Source organism: Acinetobacter sp. 826659 (assembly GCF_000588515.1).
In the GTDB taxonomy this organism is placed as follows: domain Bacteria; phylum Pseudomonadota; class Gammaproteobacteria; order Pseudomonadales; family Moraxellaceae; genus Acinetobacter; species Acinetobacter pittii.
On the sequence record NZ_JFYD01000001.1, the window covers coordinates 383,510 to 405,021 of the forward strand.

19 protein-coding genes are annotated in these 21,512 nt (G+C 39.2%); 5 read left to right on the forward strand and 14 right to left on the reverse strand.

The window, feature by feature from the left end; all coding sequences use genetic code 11:
* Positions 1-3: 3 nt before the first annotated feature.
* Positions 4-552 carry a DUF2799 domain-containing protein gene (locus J663_RS01830; protein WP_005073618.1) on the reverse strand — a complete coding sequence of 183 codons (549 nt, stop codon included), beginning with the start codon at positions 550-552 and terminating at the stop codon, positions 4-6.
* Between the two features lie 407 nt (positions 553-959).
* On the opposite strand from J663_RS01830, the gene J663_RS01835 reads away from it, so the two are divergent.
* Positions 960-2,384: a glutamine synthetase family protein gene (locus tag J663_RS01835; RefSeq protein ID WP_033847466.1), complete on the forward strand. Its 1,425-nt coding sequence runs from the start codon at positions 960-962 to the stop codon at positions 2,382-2,384.
* A 77-nt stretch (positions 2,385-2,461) separates the two neighbouring features.
* Here the strand turns inward: J663_RS01835 and J663_RS01840 are convergent, their stop codons facing one another.
* The 9 genes from J663_RS01840 to J663_RS01880 form a co-directional block, all read right to left on the reverse strand.
* Positions 2,462-3,178 (reverse strand): response regulator, encoded by a 717-nt coding sequence (locus J663_RS01840; protein WP_033847467.1) that lies wholly within the window; start codon positions 3,176-3,178, stop codon positions 2,462-2,464.
* An 11-nt stretch (positions 3,179-3,189) separates the two neighbouring features.
* Complete coding sequence (locus J663_RS01845; RefSeq protein WP_033847468.1) at positions 3,190-5,844, reverse strand: sensor histidine kinase; 2,655 nt, start codon at positions 5,842-5,844, stop codon at positions 3,190-3,192.
* Between the two features lie 38 nt (positions 5,845-5,882).
* Positions 5,883-6,488, reverse strand: coding sequence for a potassium-transporting ATPase subunit KdpC (gene kdpC, locus J663_RS01850; RefSeq protein ID WP_033847469.1), 606 nt, complete (start codon positions 6,486-6,488; stop codon positions 5,883-5,885).
* 13 nt (positions 6,489-6,501) lie between these two features.
* Complete coding sequence (gene kdpB / locus J663_RS01855) at positions 6,502-8,541, reverse strand: potassium-transporting ATPase subunit KdpB (RefSeq protein ID WP_081404558.1); 2,040 nt, start codon at positions 8,539-8,541, stop codon at positions 6,502-6,504.
* Positions 8,542-8,549: 8 nt separating this feature from the next.
* Positions 8,550-10,259, reverse strand: a complete 1,710-nt coding sequence (gene kdpA / locus J663_RS01860; RefSeq protein ID WP_033847472.1) for a potassium-transporting ATPase subunit KdpA — start codon at positions 10,257-10,259, stop codon at positions 8,550-8,552.
* Positions 10,260-10,517: 258 nt separating this feature from the next.
* On the reverse strand, positions 10,518-10,955 hold the full coding sequence (locus J663_RS01865; protein WP_000993399.1) for a 2-amino-4-hydroxy-6-hydroxymethyldihydropteridine diphosphokinase: 438 nt from the start codon (positions 10,953-10,955) through the stop codon (positions 10,518-10,520).
* On the reverse strand, positions 10,912-11,292 hold the full coding sequence (gene folB / locus J663_RS01870) for a dihydroneopterin aldolase (RefSeq protein WP_033847474.1): 381 nt from the start codon (positions 11,290-11,292) through the stop codon (positions 10,912-10,914). The genes J663_RS01865 and folB overlap by 44 nt, the downstream gene beginning before the upstream one ends.
* 15 nt (positions 11,293-11,307) lie before the next feature.
* Positions 11,308-12,606, reverse strand: coding sequence for an ABC1 kinase family protein (locus tag J663_RS01875; RefSeq protein WP_002119658.1), 1,299 nt, complete (start codon positions 12,604-12,606; stop codon positions 11,308-11,310).
* Between the two features lie 58 nt (positions 12,607-12,664).
* A complete protein-coding gene (locus tag J663_RS01880) occupies positions 12,665-13,441 on the reverse strand; it encodes a HesA/MoeB/ThiF family protein (protein ID WP_004791496.1) in 777 nt (258 codons plus the stop codon).
* Between the two features lie 169 nt (positions 13,442-13,610).
* On the opposite strand from J663_RS01880, the gene J663_RS01885 reads away from it, so the two are divergent.
* Positions 13,611-14,189: a flavin reductase family protein gene (locus J663_RS01885; protein WP_033847479.1), complete on the forward strand. Its 579-nt coding sequence runs from the start codon at positions 13,611-13,613 to the stop codon at positions 14,187-14,189.
* 90 nt (positions 14,190-14,279) lie between these two features.
* On the opposite strand, the gene J663_RS01890 is transcribed toward J663_RS01885, so the two are convergent.
* Complete coding sequence (locus tag J663_RS01890; protein WP_033848027.1) at positions 14,280-15,416, reverse strand: acyl-CoA dehydrogenase family protein; 1,137 nt, start codon at positions 15,414-15,416, stop codon at positions 14,280-14,282.
* Positions 15,417-15,435: 19 nt separating this feature from the next.
* Entirely contained in the window at positions 15,436-16,206 is a 771-nt protein-coding gene (locus J663_RS01895; protein ID WP_033847481.1) for a 3-hydroxyacyl-CoA dehydrogenase, read from the reverse strand.
* 169 nt (positions 16,207-16,375) lie between these two features.
* Between J663_RS01895 and J663_RS01900 the strand changes: the two genes are divergently transcribed.
* The 3 genes from J663_RS01900 to J663_RS01910 all read left to right on the forward strand — a co-directional run bounded on the left by J663_RS01900 (position 16,376) and on the right by J663_RS01910 (position 19,464).
* The gene (locus J663_RS01900; RefSeq protein ID WP_033847482.1) at positions 16,376-17,404 is read left to right on the forward strand and encodes an AraC family transcriptional regulator; all 1,029 of its coding nucleotides are present in this window, start codon (positions 16,376-16,378) and stop codon (positions 17,402-17,404) included.
* Between the two features lie 242 nt (positions 17,405-17,646).
* Positions 17,647-18,621, forward strand: coding sequence for an aliphatic sulfonate ABC transporter substrate-binding protein (locus J663_RS01905; RefSeq protein ID WP_033847484.1), 975 nt, complete (start codon positions 17,647-17,649; stop codon positions 18,619-18,621).
* Between the two features lie 3 nt (positions 18,622-18,624).
* Entirely contained in the window at positions 18,625-19,464 is an 840-nt protein-coding gene (locus J663_RS01910; RefSeq protein ID WP_033847485.1) for an ABC transporter permease, read from the forward strand.
* 2 nt (positions 19,465-19,466) lie between these two features.
* Here the strand turns inward: J663_RS01910 and prmC are convergent, their stop codons facing one another.
* Together prmC and prfA are read right to left on the reverse strand one after the other, a co-directional pair.
* Complete coding sequence (gene prmC / locus J663_RS01915) at positions 19,467-20,282, reverse strand: peptide chain release factor N(5)-glutamine methyltransferase (RefSeq protein WP_033847487.1); 816 nt, start codon at positions 20,280-20,282, stop codon at positions 19,467-19,469.
* Complete coding sequence (gene prfA, locus J663_RS01920) at positions 20,282-21,370, reverse strand: peptide chain release factor 1 (RefSeq protein ID WP_033847489.1); 1,089 nt, start codon at positions 21,368-21,370, stop codon at positions 20,282-20,284. The genes prmC and prfA overlap by 1 nt, the downstream gene beginning before the upstream one ends.
* Positions 21,371-21,512: the final 142 nt, after the last annotated feature.

A 21,512-nucleotide genomic window follows, 5' to 3' on the forward strand; every position in this document is an offset into this window, starting at 1 on the left:
ATATTATTTTAAGCCGTGATCATATTTGAAACGTTCGATATCTCGAATTGAATTCCAATAGTTTCTGTTAATACGGTCACGATCAATTTGTAACTCTCTTAAAAGCTTACGATAACGCTCACGCTCTTCTGGCTTTAATTTTTCGTTATAAGCACTATCAGAATATTGCTTAAACTTTTCATCATAACGGTCATATTCATTTTTTGCATTGTAGTAATCGGAAGCTGCTCGATAATAAGGTCTTAAACGATTACGCTGCTCGATTGGGCATACATTAATATTGCCGTTACCCTCTAAAGCGTTATAAAAAATATTTGATGGCTGGCAATAATACCCTAAGCCTTCTTTATATCCACGTTCATATGACTTTTGATCTGGAACAATATTGGCTTTTCCACACGCTTTATAATATTGATCTAAACGTGGCGAAGACCCCTTTGAACCATCTTTCTCACCCACTAATGACCAATTCGCAGTCTTACATTCTTCTACGCTCATTGCAGCACAACCTGAAAGGCTAATTGCTAAAATGGCTAAACCGATATTTTTCATATTAAGAGAACTCAAAAATAAAATTTAAAAAAACGCAAAAAATAAAATTCCAGTACATGTGCCATATAAGCCTTGCCCAATTCAAGATTTATAAATAAATGTTTAACTGGATAAGCATTTAAGTTTAAAGCAGTTTGACCATCTCACCAAATGAGAAGCTTAAATTTTTAGCTTTGTTTAATTTTAAAAAGAGAAATCAGTAGAATTTTATAATGCGCTGACTGCTCTTATACGCTAATTTTACTTTAAAAATTGATTATAAACATGAGACTCAATGTATTGATTATAAATATAAAAAATCAAATTACTCATAAAATATTGTTCAACCATCTTTACTCTTTTTTTACGCGATTTCCTTCAAAGGCTAAGGTAGGATTTTAGCTAATTAACCACCAAGGTTTTTTATAATGAGTACACTTATTTACCCAAATTTAAACTTAAAAGATCCTCACTTTAAGGCATTTAAAATATCAGATAATTTTATTCCTCCGACACAATCTGGTACTTTCCAATCAGATCTTTTTTTAAAAGAAGTTAATGAATATTTAAGTTTATATCCTCACACTCAGCACATTGATATTTGTCTACATGACTTAAACGGGCATATTCGTGGCAAACGTATTGACGTTAAGAGTCTGAAAAATCTATCTAATGGATGTTATTTTCCTCTTTCTGTTTATGCCATGAGCCTTGATGGAAAAGTGATTGAAGAAACAGGCCTGGGAAAATATATTGGTGAACCAGATAGACTTTGCCTGCCCATTTTAGGCAGCTTGCAACCAAGTGCCTTATCCCCAGAATTAAATGCTCAGCTTTACCTATCAATGCAAGAAGAAGATGGTTCAGACTGTCGCTATGAACCACGTAATATATTAAAAAAATTATTAAATCAGTTAAATGCCAATAATTATTTCCCTGTCATGGCTGCCGAGCTAGAGTTTTACCTTTTCTCACCTCAGCATCAATTCGAGACATGTTCAGAAAACCAATGTTTTGATATAGATGCGCCAAATAACTATCAACAAGTCCTAGATGAAGTTGAAAAAGCAGCCTTACTACAATCAATTGAAATTACCGCAATTGTTGCGGAATCATCCCCTGGACAATACGAATTAAATCTTCAACACAGCCATGACATTTTAAAACTCTGCGATCAAATTCATGCTTTAAAAAGAATTGTAAAGCAAGTCGCAAGAAAACATGACTTAACTGCTTGTTTCATGGCGAAACCGAACTTGGCAAAAGCTGGTAGTGGCATGCATTTTCATATGAGTATGCTTAATCAATACCATGGAAATATATTTAGCTCAGAAGAAGAAAAAGATGAGCTTTCTACCAAATTACTCAGCGCGATTAGCGGACTCATTGAGTTAATGCCTGCATCTATGGCGATTTTAGCGCCTAATATTAATTCTTATAGACGTTTTAAAATTGGTCATCACGTGCCATTAGAAGCCAATTGGGATACCAATAATCGTAATGTTGCAATCCGAATTCCATGCTCAGATATACAAAATCAACGCTTAGAATATCGGGTTGCTGGAGCTGACTGTAACCCCTATCTCGTTACAGCGACTATTTTAGCGGGCGTATCTTACGGCTTATCTCATAAGTTACCGCTGCCAAAACCTGCACATCTTTTAAAATTTCAAGATGAGCACATTTTATTAGCCAACAATCAGCCGGAAGCCTTAAAAATATTTAAAGGAAGTCTTATTTTAAAAGGGTATTTAGGGGCAGACTTCGTCGAACATTGGTACACGGTTAAACAGGCTGAATATCAAAACATTTATAGTCAAATGACTGAAGCAGAACAACATTGGGATATATAAATAAAAAGAGCAAAAAAACTATAAACCACTTTGCAAACCCTTAGGGAGAAATACCCTAAGGTTTTTTTTATATCTAATTAATGATTTTTCTGTTTAGCTAAAAAACGTAACCCAACACCTGGTTCAGTAGCAATATAACGTGGCTGAATTGCGTTATCCCCCAGCTTACTGCGTAACTTGCCCACTAAAATACGTAAATAGTGCGTATCTTCCTGATGGGTGGGTCCCCATAGCTCTTTTAAAAGCTGAGGCTGTGTTAAAAGCTGCCCTTGATAGCGCATTAATAACGTCAAAAGTTGAAACTCTTTTCGAGTTAAAGTAATTGGCTGTTGCTCGATCCAAACTAATCGTTGCATGACATCAACCTTGAGATAACCATCGTCATATACATGGGCTTCTTGCTGAATCGGTTGATTTCTTAAAACGACACGTATGCGCGCCAAAAGCTCTTGCACACTAAAAGGTTTGGTCATGTAGTCATTTGCACCTGCGTCTAGCAAGGCAACTTTTTCATATTCATCAGCACGTACAGATAACACAATAACGGGAACATTCGACCAGCTACGTAATTCTTGGAGGACTTCTTTTCCGTCTAAATCAGGTAAACCTAAGTCTAAAATAACCAAATCAGCCCCTTGGGTTGCCAATGCCTCTAGGCCTTTGTAACCCGTTTCACAGAGCGTAGTTTTGTATTTTTGAGTTCTTAAAGCAATGTCTAAAAATTTACGGATTTGAGGCTCATCATCAATAATCACAATACGTGTTTCTACAGGTGAGGTTTCGGAACTTATCATGAATTTACAACTTATTCTTTTACTGGATGAATGGGTAATTTGATTTGAATTAAAGTACCTTTATTTTGGCGCCCTGAAAATGCTTCTATTGTACCCATATGAGCACCAATAATCGCTTTTACAATTGTTAGCCCTAAACCTGTACCGAATTTTCCACGGTCTCCACGCTCCATAGTATAAAACATATCGAAAATACGATGTCTTTCGTCTTCAGGAATTCCCGCTCCTCTATCTTCAATTTCAATTTTTACTTCATCTTCTGACACAAGATGAGTACGAATCATAACTGGCTCATCTGGAGGTGAAAAGTTTGCAGCATTTTCTAAAACATTAAAAATAGCTTGCTCTACCAGTGCTGGGTGAACATATAAACTAATCTGTTGCTCAGGTAACTGAACTGATACTTGCGTATCTGGTTTATAGCGCTTTAAACGGCGAGTTGCCGAACCAATTAATTCATCTACCCCAATCCAGTCTCTTTTTAAAGTTAGACCTTCGTGGCCCAAACGGGTCATATCAAGCAAGTTCTGAATATAACGGTCTAAGCGCTCACCTTCCAAATGAATTGTTTCAAGTAAATCTTGCTGGTCTTGTTCTGACATTTCAGCTTTAAAATTGGCAAGTGTGTCTGCTGCCCCAATAATAGAAGCGAGTGGCGAGCGTAAATCATGCGATACCGAAGATAATAAAGCAGAACGTAAGCGCTCTGTTTCACTGGTGACTTTTGCTTGTTCAAGCTCATTCACCAATTGGGTTCGAAGTACCGCCTGCGCAATATATTCGATTACACTTTCCGTCAGTTTCTTTTGCTCAAAATTTAAGGAAACCACTTCATCCTTAAAGTAAATTCCTACAATACCTAAGCTATTTTTTTGTTCTAAAAGAGGTAAAAACCACCAGTTTGACTGGCTGAGTGTATCAGTAAAACGCCCACACGGCTGCCTATGTTTCAAACACCATTCTGCGGCTACTTTTTCTTTATCATTTAGCTCAATATCAGATGAAATTACCTTATCTCGAATAGAAATCCACACTTTAGTTTGAAGTTGTGTTTCTAAAGTCATACGTCCTGTTTGCATGACTTCTTCAAGGTTTACTGCACTAGAAAGCTTACGCGCCAAGCCTTGCATTACCGTAGTGTAAGCATTCGCAGCTTTTAAAGACAAAACTTGCTGGCGTAACTGAGAAGCTAAACGGCCAGCAATTAAAGCTGCTGCAAAAAAAGCAACAACGGTGACTACCCCTTGGTGTGCTGAAATCTGAAAGGTATAACGTGGTGCAATAAAGAAAAAATTATAGGCCAAGAAACATATTAAGGCTGCCACTACGGCAGCTAACATTCGAGTTTTAGTTGCAACAATTAAAACAGAAATAATAAAGATGACAGAGAAGTCTTCAATACCAAATAGAACTTCGGCGAAGTGAGCTAGAAAAATGCTACCGCAGGTCACAGCTAAAACAAAAATGCTTTCTTTTAATGATAAAAATGAAGGTTTTTCGAGCTGATTAATCTTTTTAGTGCCCTGTTCTGGGTACAAAATGGTTAAAGCAATCGAGTTTTCTTGATTTAATAATTGCTGAGCTAAATTTTTCTTAAATAACTTTAACCACCACGGTGAAATACTTTTACCAATGACTAGATTGGAAATACCTCGGTCAACGGCGGCATCCATTAACACTGACGCAACTCGATGCCCATATAAAACTTCAGTTCGACCACCTAGTTGTCGAGCCAACTCAAACGCACGGTCAATCTCAATGTATTCTTTTTTATAAGAACTCACTGAACTCTGCCCAAAGTCCAAACTTCTAGCAACATTTACTACAGTCCATGTAGCCCCATTACGTTCTGCTAAGCGGCAGCCTGCTCGCACTAAATATTCAGAAGAGCCTTGCCCATCTATCGCAATCATCAATTCATTTTGCAACGATATAGATTTCAAACCCTTTGAGGCATAACTCTCTTTTAAGTCTGAATCGACATGCTCAGCAACGCATTGCATTGCCAGTTCACGTAATGCCGTTAAATTTGAAATGCTAAAAAAGCCTTGTAATGCCAGATTTGCTTGCTCTGGTACATAGACTTTTCCTTGATGGAGCCTTTCAATGAGTTCACTGACGGGTAAATCAATTAAGCGAATATCTCGAATACGGTCAAATACCCGATCTGGTACTGTTTCATTTACTCGAATGCCTGTAATCTGGTACACCACATCATTTAGGCTTTCTAAATGTTGAATATTTATAGTGGTGAATACATCAATACCTGCGTCTAGCAACTCATTAACATCTTGCCACCGTCGTTCATGACGACTATTTGGGACATTGCGATGAGCCAATTCATCAACCAAAACGATTTGCGGATGCCTAAGTAAAATAGCATCCAAGTCCATTTCTTCTAAAGTATGCCCCTGATATTGCATTTCTTTTCTAGCAATCTGAGGCAACCCTTCCAAAATTTTTAGAGTTTCGATTCTTCCATGGGTTTCAACAATACCAACAACAACATCTGTGCCCTGTTGAAATAATTCTTTGGCGCGGGCGAGCATGGCATAGGTTTTTCCTACACCTGGTGCCGCACCGAGAAAGACCGTTAGTCGACCGGCTTGATATCTGTTGACATGATTTAATAAGGCCTCAGCCTGATTTTCGCGATTGCTTTGCACTTGATATCATCCGGTAAACTAATAACTTTATTTTTAAGTTAATGTGTAGATTGTAATTGATCTAAAGCAATATTGAGCTGTAATACATTAACACGAGCTTGCCCCAATACACCAAACTGCTTCGGTTCAACATACTTTTGCAAAAGCTCTTCCACAACCTTAGGGTCTAAATGACGAGCTTGAGCCACTCGAGCAACCTGTAACTGAGCAGATTCAGGACTAATATGCGGATCAATACCACTACCAGATTTAGTCATCAAATCACTTGGTATAGGTGTATTGCCCGTGTGGTCTTGTTTTTTTACCGCAAGAATCTGAGCATCAATTTGTTGCTGTAGCTCAGGATTAGTACGCGCTAAGTTTGTACCTGCCATCGCCATCGGGTCATAAGCGACTGCTGAAGGACGTGGATGAAAATAAGCCTCTCCAACAAATGGCTGAGCAACTAATTTTGACCCTAAAACTCTATGATCTATTTCAATCAAACTACCATTCGCTTGATTGTTAAATAACACCTGTCCCGCACCTGTAGCGATAGCACTATAAGCAGCTCCACAGCCAACTAAGGTAAAAATTAATAATCCCAAAGATGCTCTTAAGGTCTGACCTAAATTTGCTTCTGAATTTTGTACATAAGTTTTCATTTCAAACTCCAGATTACAAACCAAATAATTGAACAATCACTACATCAATCGCTTTAATGACAATGAATGGCAGAACCACACCGCCTACACCATAAATCAACATATTTCGACGTAATAACTGAGTTGCCGTTGAGGGTTTAAATTTCACGCCCCGGAGTGCGATCGGAATTAATAGCGGGATAATAATCGCGTTAAAAATTAATGCAGATAAAATCGCGCTGTTTGGGCTTGCCAAGTGCATTACATTCAATACTTGCATTTGTGGAATCGCAGCAGCGAACAATGCAGGCAAGATGGCAAAGTATTTAGAGACGTCGTTTGCCAACGAAAATGTTGTTAGAGCACCACGGGTAATCAGCTGCTGTTTCCCAATCTCGACCACAGCAAGTAGTTTGGTTGGGTCTGAGTCTAAATCGACCATATTGCCAGCTTCTTTTGCAGCTTGTGTACCTGAATTCATGGCTAAGCCAATATCGGCTTGAGCTAATGCTGGTGCATCGTTGGTTCCGTCACCGACCATTGCAACTAAACGGCCTTGTTGTTGTTCGGTGCGAATACAAGCTAATTTGTCTTCTGGTTTTGCTTCGGCAATATAATCATCTACACCAGCTTCAGCAGCAATCGCGGCCGCAGTTAATGGGTTATCACCTGTAACCATGACAGTTTTAATACCCATTTCTCTTAAACGAGCAAAACGTTCTTTAATACCATGTTTAATCACATCTGAGAGTTCAATCACACCCAACACATGATGTTGATTAGCGACGACTAAAGGTGTTGCTCCTTTTTTGGCAACTTGTTCAACACGCGCTTTTAATTCTAAATCTTGAGAATAATCCTCATCTACAAATTTCAAGATTGCATCTAATGCACCTTTACGAATTTGGTCACCATTCGGTAAATTCACACCAGAAATTCGGGTAGAAGCACTAAAAGAGATAAATTCGGCTTGCTCAGGTTCTTGCTGTTTTAGCCCTTGCTCTTTTGCTAACTTAACAATCGATTTCCCTTCTGGTGTTGGGTCGGCAAGTGAACTTACCCAAGCAGCAGCTCTCAACTCAGACTCGGTTACCGAAGTTAAAGGATAAAAAGAGGTCGCTTGACGGTCACCATAAGTAATGGTTCCTGTTTTATCGAGTAAAAGCACATCAATGTCACCCGCAACTTCGACAGCTTTACCTGATTTTGCCAAAACATTGGCTTTGAGTGCACGATTCATCCCCGCAATACCAATCGCAGGTAACAAACCACCAATGGTTGTAGGAATCAAGCAGACCAATAACGCCACGAGCACAACTGGATCAAGTTCAATATGCAAATACTTGGCAATAAATGGCAGGCTAATCACGACAATTAAAAACGTGATTGTCATCACCATTAACAAGAAGCCAAGTGCAATCTCATTCGGAGTTTTCTGGCGATTTGAGCCTTCAACCAAAGCAATCATACGGTCTAAGAAACTTTGACCAGATTCAGCAGTCACTTGCACAACAATACGATCTGTCAGAACTTTGGTTCCACCAATAACACCTGAACGGTCTGTTCCAGCTTCACGTAACACAGGTGCTGACTCACCTGTAACAGCCGATTCATTAATAGTGGCAAAGCCTTCTACAATCTCACCGTCGGCTGGAACAAGCTCACCTGCATGTACTTCAATAAAATCATTTAAATGAAGTTCAGTCGCTGCAACTTGAGTCGCTTGACGGTCTGTCAAAGAGTTGATTCTTCGAGCTGTTAAATTTTCTCTTGCTGCACGTAGTGAAGATGCCTGCCCACGGCCTCTGGCCTCTGCAACCGCTTCAGCATAATTAGCAAATAAAATGGTAATAAACAGAATTGCTGTAACCGTGAAACCAAATAACAGCGTGGTGTAACCCAAGACTGTACTAAATGCTGTAACCACTGTTCCAAGCCATACAATTGCCATCACAGGGTTTTTAATTGCATGCTGCGGTAGCAGTTTCACAAATGCATTTTTCCAAACTTCAAAATTTAGCACTGCCATGGTTTGTTTATGGCTATTTACATGAGTTTGTGTATTCATTTTCACTCGCCTCCTTAGCCTTTAACCAACAAAAGTTGATCGGCAATAGGCCCAAGGACAAGAACTGGCATAAATTGTAATAAGGTAAGCAACACAACAATCGTAATCAGCGTTAAAGCAAAGGTTGGAGTTTCAACTTGAAGACTACCTGCTGTTTCGGGTGCTTTTCTTTTTGCTGCTAAACGTGTTGCAATCATTAATGGCAAAATTAAGGTTGGAAAACGTCCTAACAGTAGAGCGATACTACAAGTAACATTCCACCATACAGTGTTGTCTCCAAGACCTTCAAAACCTGAACCATTGTTTGCAAATGCAGAAACATATTCGTAGAACACTTGGCTAATACCATGTGGTCCCGGATTACTAATTCCAGATATTCCTGGAATACTGAGGCTTAATGCGGTAAATGCAAGAATGACTAAAGGTTGAATCAAGATAATAATCGCGAGCAACTTAATTTCTGCCGCTTCAATTTTAAGTCCAAACAATTCAGGGGTACGGCCTGTCATTAAACCTGCAATAAATACGGCAAGTAACAGATAAATCATAAACTGTTGCAGACCACAGCCCACACCACCCCAAATCGCATTAATCAGCATGTTAATGAGTTCGACTAAACCGGTAAGCGGTGCAGAAGAATCATGCATCATATTGACCGAGCCGTTATTTACCTGTGTAGTAAGCGCTGCCCAAACTGCTGATGCTGCTGGTCCAAATCGTTGTTCTTTACCTTCCATTACGGCAAATTGAGATGCTGTCGATGACATACTTTCAGACCAGACAGCCGCTGCACCTGAAATAATCGACATGAAAAGCATGCTACCAAAGACAAAGTAAGCAAACTTTTTACGCTGAGTAAAATGCCCAACCATAAAAATGACTGTGATTGGAATAAGTAAGATCGCAATCATTTCTAGTAAATTAGAAAATGGTGTTGGATTTTCTAAAGGCACAGAACTATTTGGACCGTACCAACCACCACCGTTACTACCTAATTGCTTAATCGCCACCATTGGCGCAACTGGTCCTAAAGGAATTTTTTGAGTTTCAACACTATTGGCTTTATCAATAAGCTGTACTTCTGGCCCACCTTGGAAAGTTGCTGGCACGCCTTGGCTGTTAAGCAACAATGACCAGACAAAACAGAGTGGAAGCAAAAAGCGGACTGTAGGACGAATTACATCTGCCCAATAGTTACCAATTAAAATTTGATCTAGCTGCTCGGCAACATCAGCCGCAATATGGCTTGGACGCTGATAAAAGAAAGCTCTTAATGTCGCAACAACCAAAGCCAGCCCCATCATTGGAGTAATGACTTGCAGACCCATAATACCTGTCATTTGCGACAAATAAGATAACTGAGCCTGACCAGAATAATGCTGTTGGTTTGTATTTGTTAAAAATGAAATAACAGTGTGTAGCGCTAAATCCCAACTCATATTTGGTGCATGATTTGGATTTAATGGTAGCCATGCTTGCGTCATAAAAATAGCAAGAATAGCCACTGCAAGAAAAATACAGCTCACAACAAATGCTAGAGAATATTGTTTCCAATTCATTTGTTGTTGTGGAGATACACCTAATAAGCGGTATACAGGATTTTCAATCCAACGAAATAATCCATCACCCCACATCGGCTGATTTGCCATCACTTTGGATAGATATTTACTGAGGCACCATGCTAGAAAAATAGCAATAAATAAAACAAGTATAAGTTCTAACATGGCTATTCTCCTCTATACCCCTTGGCTTGATTTGCCAAACTGGAAATAAGGAGAGATGGAGAAATATCATTTGTTTTAAGTCCGCATAAGACAATGCCAGACTGATGCAAGATGCGCATTTGAGAATTTATAAGCATCTTTATTGTCCTGAAATAACACTAATTTAGTGAATTTCAGTATCGATAAAATGCCCGTAAATTCTCTATTGAGGAAGTCAAAGCCCGCGTAAAGTTTGCGTAAAATTTAGTTTGAAGGGCATTAAACTTTAAAATTAACGACTGGATAAATCATGCTATCAGCCTTTAAGGTTTCACAATGCCAAAGTTCATATAAAGGAATTTTTACATCGAGTGCCAAAGGTAGCTTTTTAGAATTAAATTGCATATGGTCCAGATCACTTCCCCATGCAATCAAATCTACATCTAAAGAAATATGATGCGACGGACGAACACGCCCCGAATCTGACTCAAGTTTCTTTAGAAAAGATTCAATTTGTTCACACGATAAATTGCTTTTTAATAGACATGCCGAATTCCAATAATCATCTCCAATACCATCTCGGCATGGAATTTGATAAACAGATGAAAACTGCACTTTCCCCAAAGTTGCCAATTGCGTATAAGCAAAAGTAAAGTGCTGATCTGCGTCTAAATTACTCGCTAGGGCGAGCGCAAAAATTGTTTCTGGTGCGTTCAAGACGAATTCCTACAGCATTTGCTTCTGCAATTATGGCTGGCTTACGGATGGTTATGGTAATTTTTTCAATTGATGGAAAGGGTTCAAACAAACATTGTAAAACCAGATGTGCTGCATGCTCGATTAATTCAGGTTTGGCTTGTTGAATGGTTTGAGCCGATAACTCACAAATCTGCGCGTAGTTGAGAGTGTCCTCAAGCTTGTCAGACTCTGCTGCTCGGCTCAAATCATTATGGATGGTTAAATCCAACATTAAAGGTTGAATGATTTGTCTTTCCCAGTTGAAACAGCCAATCACTGTCTCAACCTTCAAGCCTTCAATAATAATGGCATCCATAAATTTAAACTGACCTTAGTGCTTTAATAACGAAGCAGGTTCCATATTTTGAACCATTTTCAAACGCTGGTCTGCATAAATATCAGTATATGGCGCGAGTACGCGCATAAAACGATCGAAATAAAGCATTTGCTTAAATAATAAAGCAAAATCACGTGGGAATTTAATCCCATGACGCTCACCTACACCTACCATATCCATCATAATGTCATTTAAATCGGCTGGATTTGAAGACAATATCTGTTGCGGATCGGCCATTAATACGCCATTAAACAAACGCTCTAGATCTTGAGCCAACACCTGAACGTCAATTTTGTTATGGGTCATACCCATTTTCAGCATATTTTCAGCCATTGCCTGATAATCAGTTTTTTGTAAGGCATCCATAAATGCAATACATGCAGTCCAAACTTCAGGTTTTAACTGACCGACGATGCCAAAATCAATAAAACCAATACGCCCATCTTCAAGTAACATTAGGTTCCCAGCATGTAAGTCAGCATGGAAACTCTTACACAGCATGAGACTACCAAACCATGTATTCATGGCAGTAATCAATACTTGCGATGGATCTTTAGCATATTGTTTTACAACACTAAAGTCTGTCAAAGACACACCGTATAAACGCTGCATAGTTAAGACACGGCGTGTAGAAAACTGATGATAAACTTTAGGCGCTGTCGCTGCTTTATTTTGTGAAATATTAAGATATTCCACAAAATCATCTAGGTTTTGTGCTTCTTCAATGAAATCGACTTCACGGACCATACGGCTTTTAATTTCATCTACAATTTCAGAAAGAGCTGCGAATTTGATCTTTGGTACAGCACGTTCGAGCAGCTTGGCAGCCCAATGTACTACACTTAAGTCTGTATATAAAATGGTTTCAACACCAGGCTTTTGTACTTTAATAACAACATCTTCACCTGTAGTCAGTTTAGCTGCGTGAACCTGAGCAATTGATGCAGAAGCTAATGGCTTTTCATCGATATAGCTAAAAATCTGGCTTAAATCACGCCCTTCAAATTCAGACGCAAGCACACCTTGAATATAACTAAATGGGAGTGTTGGTGTCTGGTCTAAACAACCTTGAAATTCTTCTACATATTCTCGCGGGAAAAGCGATGGAGTACTCGCAATAAACTGACCAAGCTTAATATAAGTTGAACCAAGTGACTCAAAAGTCTCTCGCATGAGTTTGGCATTACTTGGTTTTTCAGTTGCGTATTTAATTCCAGCTTTGGCCGCAACCACTGCTGTTTCACCAATGCGGGCGACGGAACGTAACCCATCAAACAAAATATTTTTTTTCATATTTCTTCAAAACCAAATCATTCAGGTTGAGTGTAGCAAATTTTGTTTCATTTACTGATTAGCTTGCCTGACAAAGTGGGCAATTTACATCTTTATCAAAACTAACAATACGTTGTGTCATATTTAAACCATCCCACAATAATAGTTTCTGCTTTAAAGGTGTGCGATTTAACCCTAAATACAGCAATGTGTGATGTGCTTGTAATGACGCTATCATTACAGGAGTAGTTGCAAGTACCCCTGACTCTGCACAGCGCAGCCCTTCATTGCTATGCTGTTCTTTCGGAAAAAGGCACTCATAACAAGCTGAATCTCCTTCAACCATGAACATTTGCGCCTGAAAACCAATTGCTGAAGCGCTAATTAATGCGACTTGATGTTTCTTACAAGCTGCGTTTACCAAATAGCGAGTTGTAAAATTATCACAGCCATCTAAAACCACATCTTGGTGTTCAACAAGTCTATCAATGTTATGTTCGTCTAAACGTTCGTTGTAGTATTCAACACAGATATAAGGGTTAATTTTCTGTAACCGTTTAGCTAGAATTTCTGCTTTATAGCGACCAATATCTTCATGACCAAATGCGATTTGTCGTTGTAAATTACTTATCTCGATCGTATCTGCATCAATCAGTGTAATTTTCCCAACCCCGGCTCGCGCTAGTAGTTCTGCACTGCTACAGCCTATTCCCCCAGCACCAACAATCAGTACATTAGCAAGTTTGAGTTTTTCCTGAGCTTCAATATCCCATCCATCAAGTAAAATCTGACGGCTATAGAGATGCATTTCTTCATCACTTAACTCTACAAAATCGATATCTTGAAGCTCGGTCACGCGTTAATCCTTTCACTTAGAAGCCAAGTGATTTTATGACTAAGTTAATCATTATGAAAGCTATAAAATGGAAACAACTTTTTTATTCGGTTAATACCCTATCACATTACTTCTTTCACACTTTCTGCAACAATAAGACTATCTATTTTCTGTATTACTTAGGCTAAATATGATGCAATCATATATTGCACCTGTAGAGTTAGAAAAAGCTTATCGTTTATTAAATCATGGCCCAACTGTGCTTGTTTCCGCACAACATGGAGACGACCGCGATGTAATGGCTGCCGCTTGGGCATGTGCCTTAGAGTTCAAACCAGCCAAAGTGTCCGTTGTTCTCGACAAAAGTACTAAAACCCGACAGCTCGTTGAGCAAAGTGGCTATTTCACACTACAAGTTCCCTGCTATGCACAGCTCGATCTAACTCATCAACTTGGCACCATTAGTAAGTTGGATGATCCACAAAAACTTGAGCATTGTAGTGTTGAACTATTTTATCAAGAAGGTCTTACTAGCCCGCTTGTATCAGGTTGCATTGCATGGCTGGTTTGTAAGCTTATTCCAGAACCGCATAATCAGTCAGCTCATGATTTATTTATTGGTTCTGTTGTAGGTGCATGGGCAGATAGCCGTGTCTTTAGAGATGGGCACTGGCATTTTCAAGATGCACCGAAAGAACTTCGAAGTCTGCACTATATTGCTGGAGGAACCTTTTATTTAATTGGTGAGGAAGTCAAAGCTCAAATTTAATCATTAAAAAGTGAGTTTCATTTAATTGCGAAAAACCGCATAAGAATTGCGGTTTTTTGCAGCCAGTGACTCTTTTTTAAAATCTAATATTTAAACTTGAGCCACTTCGCGAGCAATCACCAAGCGTTGAATATCAGAAGCACCTTCATAAATCTGGCTTACACGAACATCACGATAAATTCTCTCTACAGGGAAATCACTCACGTAGCCATAACCACCATGAATCTGGATTGCATCCGAACACACTCGCTCAGCCATAGTAGATGCAAATAGCTTTGCCATTGAGGCTTCTTTTAAACAAGGCAGCCCAGCATCTTTTAAAGTTGCAGCATGCAAAACCAACTGATGCGCAGCTTCAATCTGGGTCGCCATATCAGCTAAACGGAAACCAACCGCCTGATGCTGAACTAATTCGACTCCAAAAGCTTTACGCTCATTTGCGTATTGGACAGCAGCATCAAAAGCCGCTCTTGCCATACCAACCGATTGAGCAGCAATACCAATACGACCGGCCGCTAAATTAGATAATGCAATTTTATAACCTTCACCCTCTTGCCCCACCAAATTTTCTAAAGGAATTCGGCAGTCCTCAAAAGTAATGGTCGCTGTGTCTGAAGCATGTTGACCCATTTTGTCTTCAATACGAGTGACCAAGTAACCTTGTGTATTGGTCGGTACAAGAAAACACGAAATCCCTTTTTTACTCGCTTGTTTATCGGTGATCGCAAACACCAAAGCCACTTGAGCATTTTTACCACTGGTAATAAATTGCTTTACGCCATTGAGCACCCAATGGTCGCCATCGCGCTCAGCTTTACATAAAATCGCGCTTGCATCTGAACCGACATGTGGTTCAGTTAAACAAAAGCATCCTAGCCATTCGCCAGATGCAAATTTTGGTAAATATGTTTGTTTTTGCTGCTCTGAACCGTATGCCAGTGTAATACCGCAAATCAAAGAGTTTTGTACGCTTACAATTGTCGAAATAGCACCATCGCCTGCGGCAATTTCCTCAATTGCGAGTACCAAAGATACATAGTCCATTCCGGCACCGCCCCATTCATCGGGCACAGTCATCCCCATAGCGCCTAGTGTACCTAAATCTTTGAGTTCCTGAGCTGGAAATTCATGAGTTTTATCGCGATGTGCAGCAGTTGGTTTTAACTGATTTTGCGCATAGTTACGCATCATCTCCTGAACCATGCTTTGTTCAGCATTTAGAATCATTTCAACATCCTTATTTTTATTATTTTGCTGCCATACGAATTGCACCATCTAGACGGATGACTTCACCATTTAAGTAAGAATTTTCAGCAATATGTGCCACCAAACGAGCGAATTCTTCTGGTTTTCCTAAACGAGATGGGTACGGCACCATTTGCCCCAAAGCATCTTGCACATTTTGTGGCATACCCTTAAGCATTGGAGTTTCCATAATCCCCGGTGCAATAGTCATAATACGAATGGCATGTCGCGCTAGCTCACGAGCAATTGGCAATGTCATCGCAACAATAGCGCCTTTTGATGCAGAATACGCAGCCTGACCAATTTGACCATCAAATGCGGCAACAGACGCAGTGTTAACAATGACGCCACGGTCTTCTTCATCTTCTTCAACCGTGTTTTTACTCATTGCATCTGCTGCAAAACGCAGCATGTTAAATGTACCTGTAACATTAATATTTAAAGTCTTTGAAAATAATGCCAAATCATGTACGCCTTCACGACCAACTACTTTCGCAGAAGGGCCAATACCGGCACAGTTCACCAAACCATGTAAATGACCATGTTTTGTCAAAACATCCTTAAAGAAATGTTCAGCAGCAATTTCATCGGTCACATCAAGTTTTACAAAGTCAGCTTTTGGCCCCAACTGTTTTGCTTGTTGCTCGCCTGCTTCTACATTCATGTCTACCAAGGTAACTGAAGCACCTTGCTGGACTAAATACTCAGCTGTTGCAGCACCCAAACCAGAGCCACCACCTGTAATGACAAAATGTTTCCCTTGAATTTTCATTATTTACGATCCTATAGAAATGTTCTTTAAACTTAGTAGTGAGAGTAAAAGTTGTTGTTTTCCGATACAATTTCAAAAAGCCTCAAAATGCTTGCAGCTTTTGATCAATCCAAATTTTAAATATGCAGTATTTCACTTGAAATATATGAAGAAAATATGAGTCTTTGACATGGTTGTCCAATCATCTTTAAGTAAAGGCACAATTTCGATTGCACTAGTACATGAAGCACTGAGTGCGGCTTATGCCAAAGGCCTAAATACACAAATAATTCTAAATAAAGCAGGCATCCCCGCTGAATTACTGATGTCTCCAAAGGCACGTGTGCCTGTTACAACCTATGCCCAATTGTGGATAGAGCTTGCCAATGCCATGAACGATGAGTTTTTTGGGATGGATAGCCACCCCATGCGTCGTGGAAGCTATAAATTACTGACTAAACTCGTCAGTACGGCTGAAACTTTAGAAAAAGCACTCTACGATATTTTGAAGTTTTTTAACTTTGTTTTAGATGATATGCATGGAGAACTCATTCGAGAACAAGAAAAAGCTTATTTAGTGATTCATGATCATGAACAACCTAAACGTATGTTTACCTACGCAACCTTTTTAATATTAGTACACGGACTTATGTGCTGGTTGGTAGACCAGCGAATTGGTTTAAATACTATTATGGTACGTTGTCCTAAACCGAACGATATTCAGGACTATTTAGTTCGTTTTGGTGAAGATATTCAATTTAATGCTGAGATAAATCGAGTTGAGTTCGATGCCCACTATTTAGATATTAAAATTAAGAAAGATAAAAAAGCGCTTTATGATTTTTTAGAGCAAACTCCGCAAAATCTTTTAGTTCGCTTTAAAAATGAAAATGCCTTAAGTGTACTTATTCGTCGCCATTTATTGAAACTCCACCCTGCACAATGGCCCGAACTTAAAGATGTAGCTCACCAACTCAATATTTCAGAAGCCACCGTTCAACGTAGACTGAAACATGAAGGTGTAAGCTATCAACAAATTAAAAATGAAATCCGCTGTGATATTGCTGTTCAACGCTTAAGCAAAACGGATGACTCAATTCAAGATATTAGTGAAGATTTAAGCTTCCATGACCCAAGTGCCTTTCACCGTGCTTTTAAAAAATGGACTGGCGTCAGCCCAGGTGCATATCGAGATAATTTAACTGGACACAAGCAATAACATATACATCGAATGAAGCTTAAGGCGTTAGAATTTAAGCTTATGATATTTATGTATTTTAAATTCAATATTTCAGATAAATGCATTATTTAAAATTTGATAATAGTCATAAAAACAGTGATTTATAATTTTACTCAAACTTTTATCTTTCAAACTGATTTATAAATCAAAATAACTAAGTTCATAAGCCTCTAAACACGTGAAAGGATGAACTCCTATTTCATTTCGGTTTTATTTTTATCATGTCTTTAAAATCAAAATTTTCTCTACCAAAGACTTTGTTGGCATCAACATTGGGGTTTGTATTTGCTTCATCTGCTTTTGCAGCAATTCCGACTACGCTTAAGCTTGATTATGCTTACTATGCACCAACCAGTTTAGTCGTTAAAGATCAAAAACTTCTCGAAAAAGCACTGCCAAATACCCAAATTAAATGGGTTTTTAGTCAAGGTAGTAACCGCTCATTAGAATATCTCAACAGTAACAGCATCGATTTTGCTTCTACCGCTGGATTAGCTGCTGTATTAAGTCGAGCGAATGGTAGTCCAATTAAAACGGTTTATGTACAAAGCCAACCGGAATGGACCGCGCTTGTTGTCGCAAAAAATTCAACAATTAAAAGCCTAAAAGATTTAAAAGGTAAAAAAATTGCAGCTACCAAAGGAACCGATCCTTTCTTATTTACACTACAAGCACTAGATACAGTCGGTTTGAGTAAACGTGATGTACAACTGGTTCATCTACAACACCCAGATGGAAAAACTGCATTAGAGCGTGGCCAAGTAGATGCTTGGGCTGGACTTGATCCATTAATGGCTTCAGCTCAAATTCAATCGGGTGCAAAATTGCTTTATCGTAATGTTGGATTTAATAGCTATAGCGTACTGAGCGTTAAAGAAGATTTTGCAAAGCAAAGCCCTGAAGCGGTAGAAGCCGTTATTAAAGCCTACGAACAAGCCCGAAAATGGGCAAAAGCCAATCCAGATAAAGTGGCAGCACTTTTAGCTCAAGAATCAAAACTTCCCCTACCTGTGGCTAAACTACAACTGAGCCGAACCAACTTCGATCAAAGCATTCCATCAGCAACTCAAGCACAAGCGCTAAAACGTTCTGGGAAAATTTTGACAGAAGAAGACTTGGTTAGAAAAGGTACCAACGTCAATCAAGTGGTTGATCAGTTGTTAGACCCACGTTTTGCTCAAAAAGTCGTGAAATAGTATATGAGTGATTCACTTAACAAAGCTGAGCTAAATCAATTCTTAGCTCAGCAGGCTTTAAAATCTCAGAAAAAGCATCTAAACCACAAATTTACACGGTGGTTTAAAGCGCTACTCATTCCACTTATCTTTTTAACGGCTTGTGAGTTTTTTGTCAGAAATGGCTATATCGATGCTTATCTACTCCCTGCACCGTCTAGTTTATGGCAATCTTTTTTAGATTTAGCTCATAGCGACCTGTTTGCCCATATTTATATTAGTACATGGCGTGTTCTGTTGGGCTTTATTATAGGAAGCGGTTTAGGTTTAATTTTTGCGATTTGGGTTGGATTAAGTAAAGAAGCAGAAGCATATTTAGAACCAACTTTTTCAGCCATTAAATCGATCCCAAGTCTTGCTTGGATTCCACTGTTATTGCTTTGGTTGGGGATTGATGAAGGGTCTAAAATTACATTAATTGCAATCGGAGCATTCTTTCCAACCTATACCAATACAGTTGCAGCAATTCATAATGTAGATAAAAAGCTCATTGAAGTTGGAAAAGTTTATCGACTTAATGCTTTTCAGCGGATTATATCTATTATTTTACCGGCAGCCTCTCCCGGCATTTTAACGGGTTTACGCAACAGCTTAAGCTTATCGTGGATGTTTATGATTGCAGCTGAACTGATTGCGGCCACACAAGGGATTGGCTATTTACTCAGTGATGGCAGAGAAACGTCTCGACCTGATATTGTTATCATTGCAATTATTTTATTGGCGCTATTGGGTAAAGTAACCGATACCTTAATGAAACTTATCGAAAACTGGTTGTTACGTTGGCGTGATACGCTACAAAAATAACTTTAAATCCAGCATGCCAAAGTGACTCGATCATTTTGGCCATAGTCTTGAATGCTTTTAATCTCACTAAAACCATGCTCAGCAAATATATTTCGAACAGCTTGCCCCTGATCATAACCATGCTCTAGTGCAATCCAGCCTTGCGGTTTTAACCAATTTTTCCCTTGAGCAATAATAATCTCAATATCAGCCAGTCCCTGATGATCTGCAACCAATGCACGGCGTGGTTCTGTAGCCAAAGCTTGCATGTGTTCATCTTCAGGGTCAATGTACGGCGGATTAGAAACTATTAAATCAAACTTTTGTAGTTCAAGTGCCTCAAACCAAGCGCCGCAGGCAAATTTCACACGTTGCAAATTATGAACTTGTGCATTTTCTTTTGCGACTTCTAAAGTAGGCGCATAAATATCAGTTGCCGTGACTTGCCAATCTGGACGTTCACTTGCTAATGCAAGCGCAATTGCACCTGTTCCCGTTCCCAAATCAACAATATTTGCAGTATTTGGCAAATTTAGATTTAAAACGGTTTCAACTAGAATTTCAGTATCAGGTCGTGGCACTAAAGTATCAGACGTTACTTTTAAATCGAGTGTCCAAAATGGCTGTGAACCCGTCACATAAGCTAAAGGCTCACCATTTTGGATACGTTCTAGACCAGTCAAGTAATCTTGCTCTTGTTGGGCAGTTAACTCTTGCTCAAGTCTAAACTTTAATTCAAGCGAATTGATTTTTAGAAAATGCTCAAGTAACCAAGCATTTTCTTGCCGTTCATAACTGTCAGGCTCACCACGAATTGCAAGCGCTTGAGCAATATTCATTAGCCGCCGTTTTCCTGTGCAAGCATTGCAAGCTGATCTGCCTGATATTCACGATGTAAACTATCGAGCAATTCAGTTAAATCACCTTCCATAATCGCGTCTAACTTATATAAAGTTAGGTTAATACGATGGTCCGTCATACGACCTTGTGGGTAGTTATAAGTACGGATACGTTCAGAACGGTCACCAGAACCAACCAAATCACGGCGCATTTCAGAAGTTGCTGCATCTGCTGCTGCACGTTTAGCATTTTCTAAACGCGACACTAACAATGCCATCGCCTTAGCTTTGTTTTTATGCTGTGAACGCTCTTCTTGACACTCAACTACTGTACCGGTTGGAATATGAGTAATACGCACCGCTGAATCGGTTTTGTTAATGTGCTGACCACCCGCACCTGATGCACGGTAAGTATCGATACGTAAATCTGCCGGATTAATTTCAACATTGGTATCAACATCAATTTCAGGCAAGATCGCAACTGTACAAGCTGATGTATGCACACGACCTTGTGATTCAGTTGCTGGCACACGTTGTACACGATGCGCGCCACTTTCAAACTTTAAGCGACCATAAACGCCATCACCATCTACACGGCAAATAACTTCTTTAAAGCCACCATGCTCGCCTTCATTTTCAGAAAGGACTTCAATACGCCAGCCTTGTGTCTCGGCATATTTGCTGTACATACGGAACAAATCACCAGAGAAAATCGCAGCTTCATCACCACCTGTTCCAGCACGGATTTCTAAATAAGCCGCATTAGAGTCATTTGGATCTTTTGGAATCATCAAAATGTTGAGCTGGCTTTCTAATTCTTCAAGCAATATTTTATTGGCTTGAATTTCTTCTTCTGCCATATCTTTAAAGTCTGGGTCAGACTTCATCATTTCAGCAGTTTCAATATCTTCTTCTGCTTGACGGTATTTGCCCCAAACTTCGGTAATTTCAGATAAATCACTATGTTCACGAGACAATTTACGGAAACGTTTGTTATCGGAGATCACTTCAGCATCTGCAAGCAATGCAGTAAGTTCTTCATGTCGATCACAGAGTTGATCAAGTCGTAAACGGAGTGACGCTTTCATAAGAGGAAATATCTCAAAAGTCCAAAAAGCTTATCGAAGGCTATGTAAGTATAGAAGATAAGCAAAATCGTAAAAATAGCGCATAGTTTACAGATTATGCTGCTTAAATGACATATATAATCAGCCAATTCATCAACTTTCC

Excerpts from the sequence above, each read along its gene's own strand:
- J663_RS01905 (WP_033847484.1), top strand. The coding sequence starts at position 17,647 with ATGTCTTTAAAATCAAAATTTTCTCTACCAAAGACTTTGTTGGCATCA.
- J663_RS01900 (WP_033847482.1), top strand. The coding sequence starts at position 16,376 with ATGGTTGTCCAATCATCTTTAAGTAAAGGCACAATTTCGATTGCACTA.
- J663_RS01875 (WP_002119658.1), bottom strand. The coding sequence starts at position 12,606 with ATGAAAAAAAATATTTTGTTTGATGGGTTACGTTCCGTCGCCCGCATT.
- J663_RS01895 (WP_033847481.1), bottom strand. The coding sequence starts at position 16,206 with ATGAAAATTCAAGGGAAACATTTTGTCATTACAGGTGGTGGCTCTGGT.
- J663_RS01910 (WP_033847485.1), top strand. The coding sequence starts at position 18,625 with ATGAGTGATTCACTTAACAAAGCTGAGCTAAATCAATTCTTAGCTCAG.
- J663_RS01890 (WP_033848027.1), bottom strand. The coding sequence starts at position 15,416 with ATGATTCTAAATGCTGAACAAAGCATGGTTCAGGAGATGATGCGTAAC.
- J663_RS01840 (WP_033847467.1), bottom strand. The coding sequence starts at position 3,178 with ATGATAAGTTCCGAAACCTCACCTGTAGAAACACGTATTGTGATTATT.
- kdpA (WP_033847472.1), bottom strand. The coding sequence starts at position 10,259 with ATGTTAGAACTTATACTTGTTTTATTTATTGCTATTTTTCTAGCATGG.
- prmC (WP_033847487.1), bottom strand. The coding sequence starts at position 20,282 with ATGAATATTGCTCAAGCGCTTGCAATTCGTGGTGAGCCTGACAGTTAT.
- kdpC (WP_033847469.1), bottom strand. The coding sequence starts at position 6,488 with ATGAAAACTTATGTACAAAATTCAGAAGCAAATTTAGGTCAGACCTTA.
- folB (WP_033847474.1), bottom strand. The coding sequence starts at position 11,292 with ATGGATGCCATTATTATTGAAGGCTTGAAGGTTGAGACAGTGATTGGC.
- J663_RS01830 (WP_005073618.1), bottom strand. The coding sequence starts at position 552 with ATGAAAAATATCGGTTTAGCCATTTTAGCAATTAGCCTTTCAGGTTGT.
- J663_RS01835 (WP_033847466.1), top strand. The coding sequence starts at position 960 with ATGAGTACACTTATTTACCCAAATTTAAACTTAAAAGATCCTCACTTT.
- prfA (WP_033847489.1), bottom strand. The coding sequence starts at position 21,370 with ATGAAAGCGTCACTCCGTTTACGACTTGATCAACTCTGTGATCGACAT.
- J663_RS01885 (WP_033847479.1), top strand. The coding sequence starts at position 13,611 with ATGATGCAATCATATATTGCACCTGTAGAGTTAGAAAAAGCTTATCGT.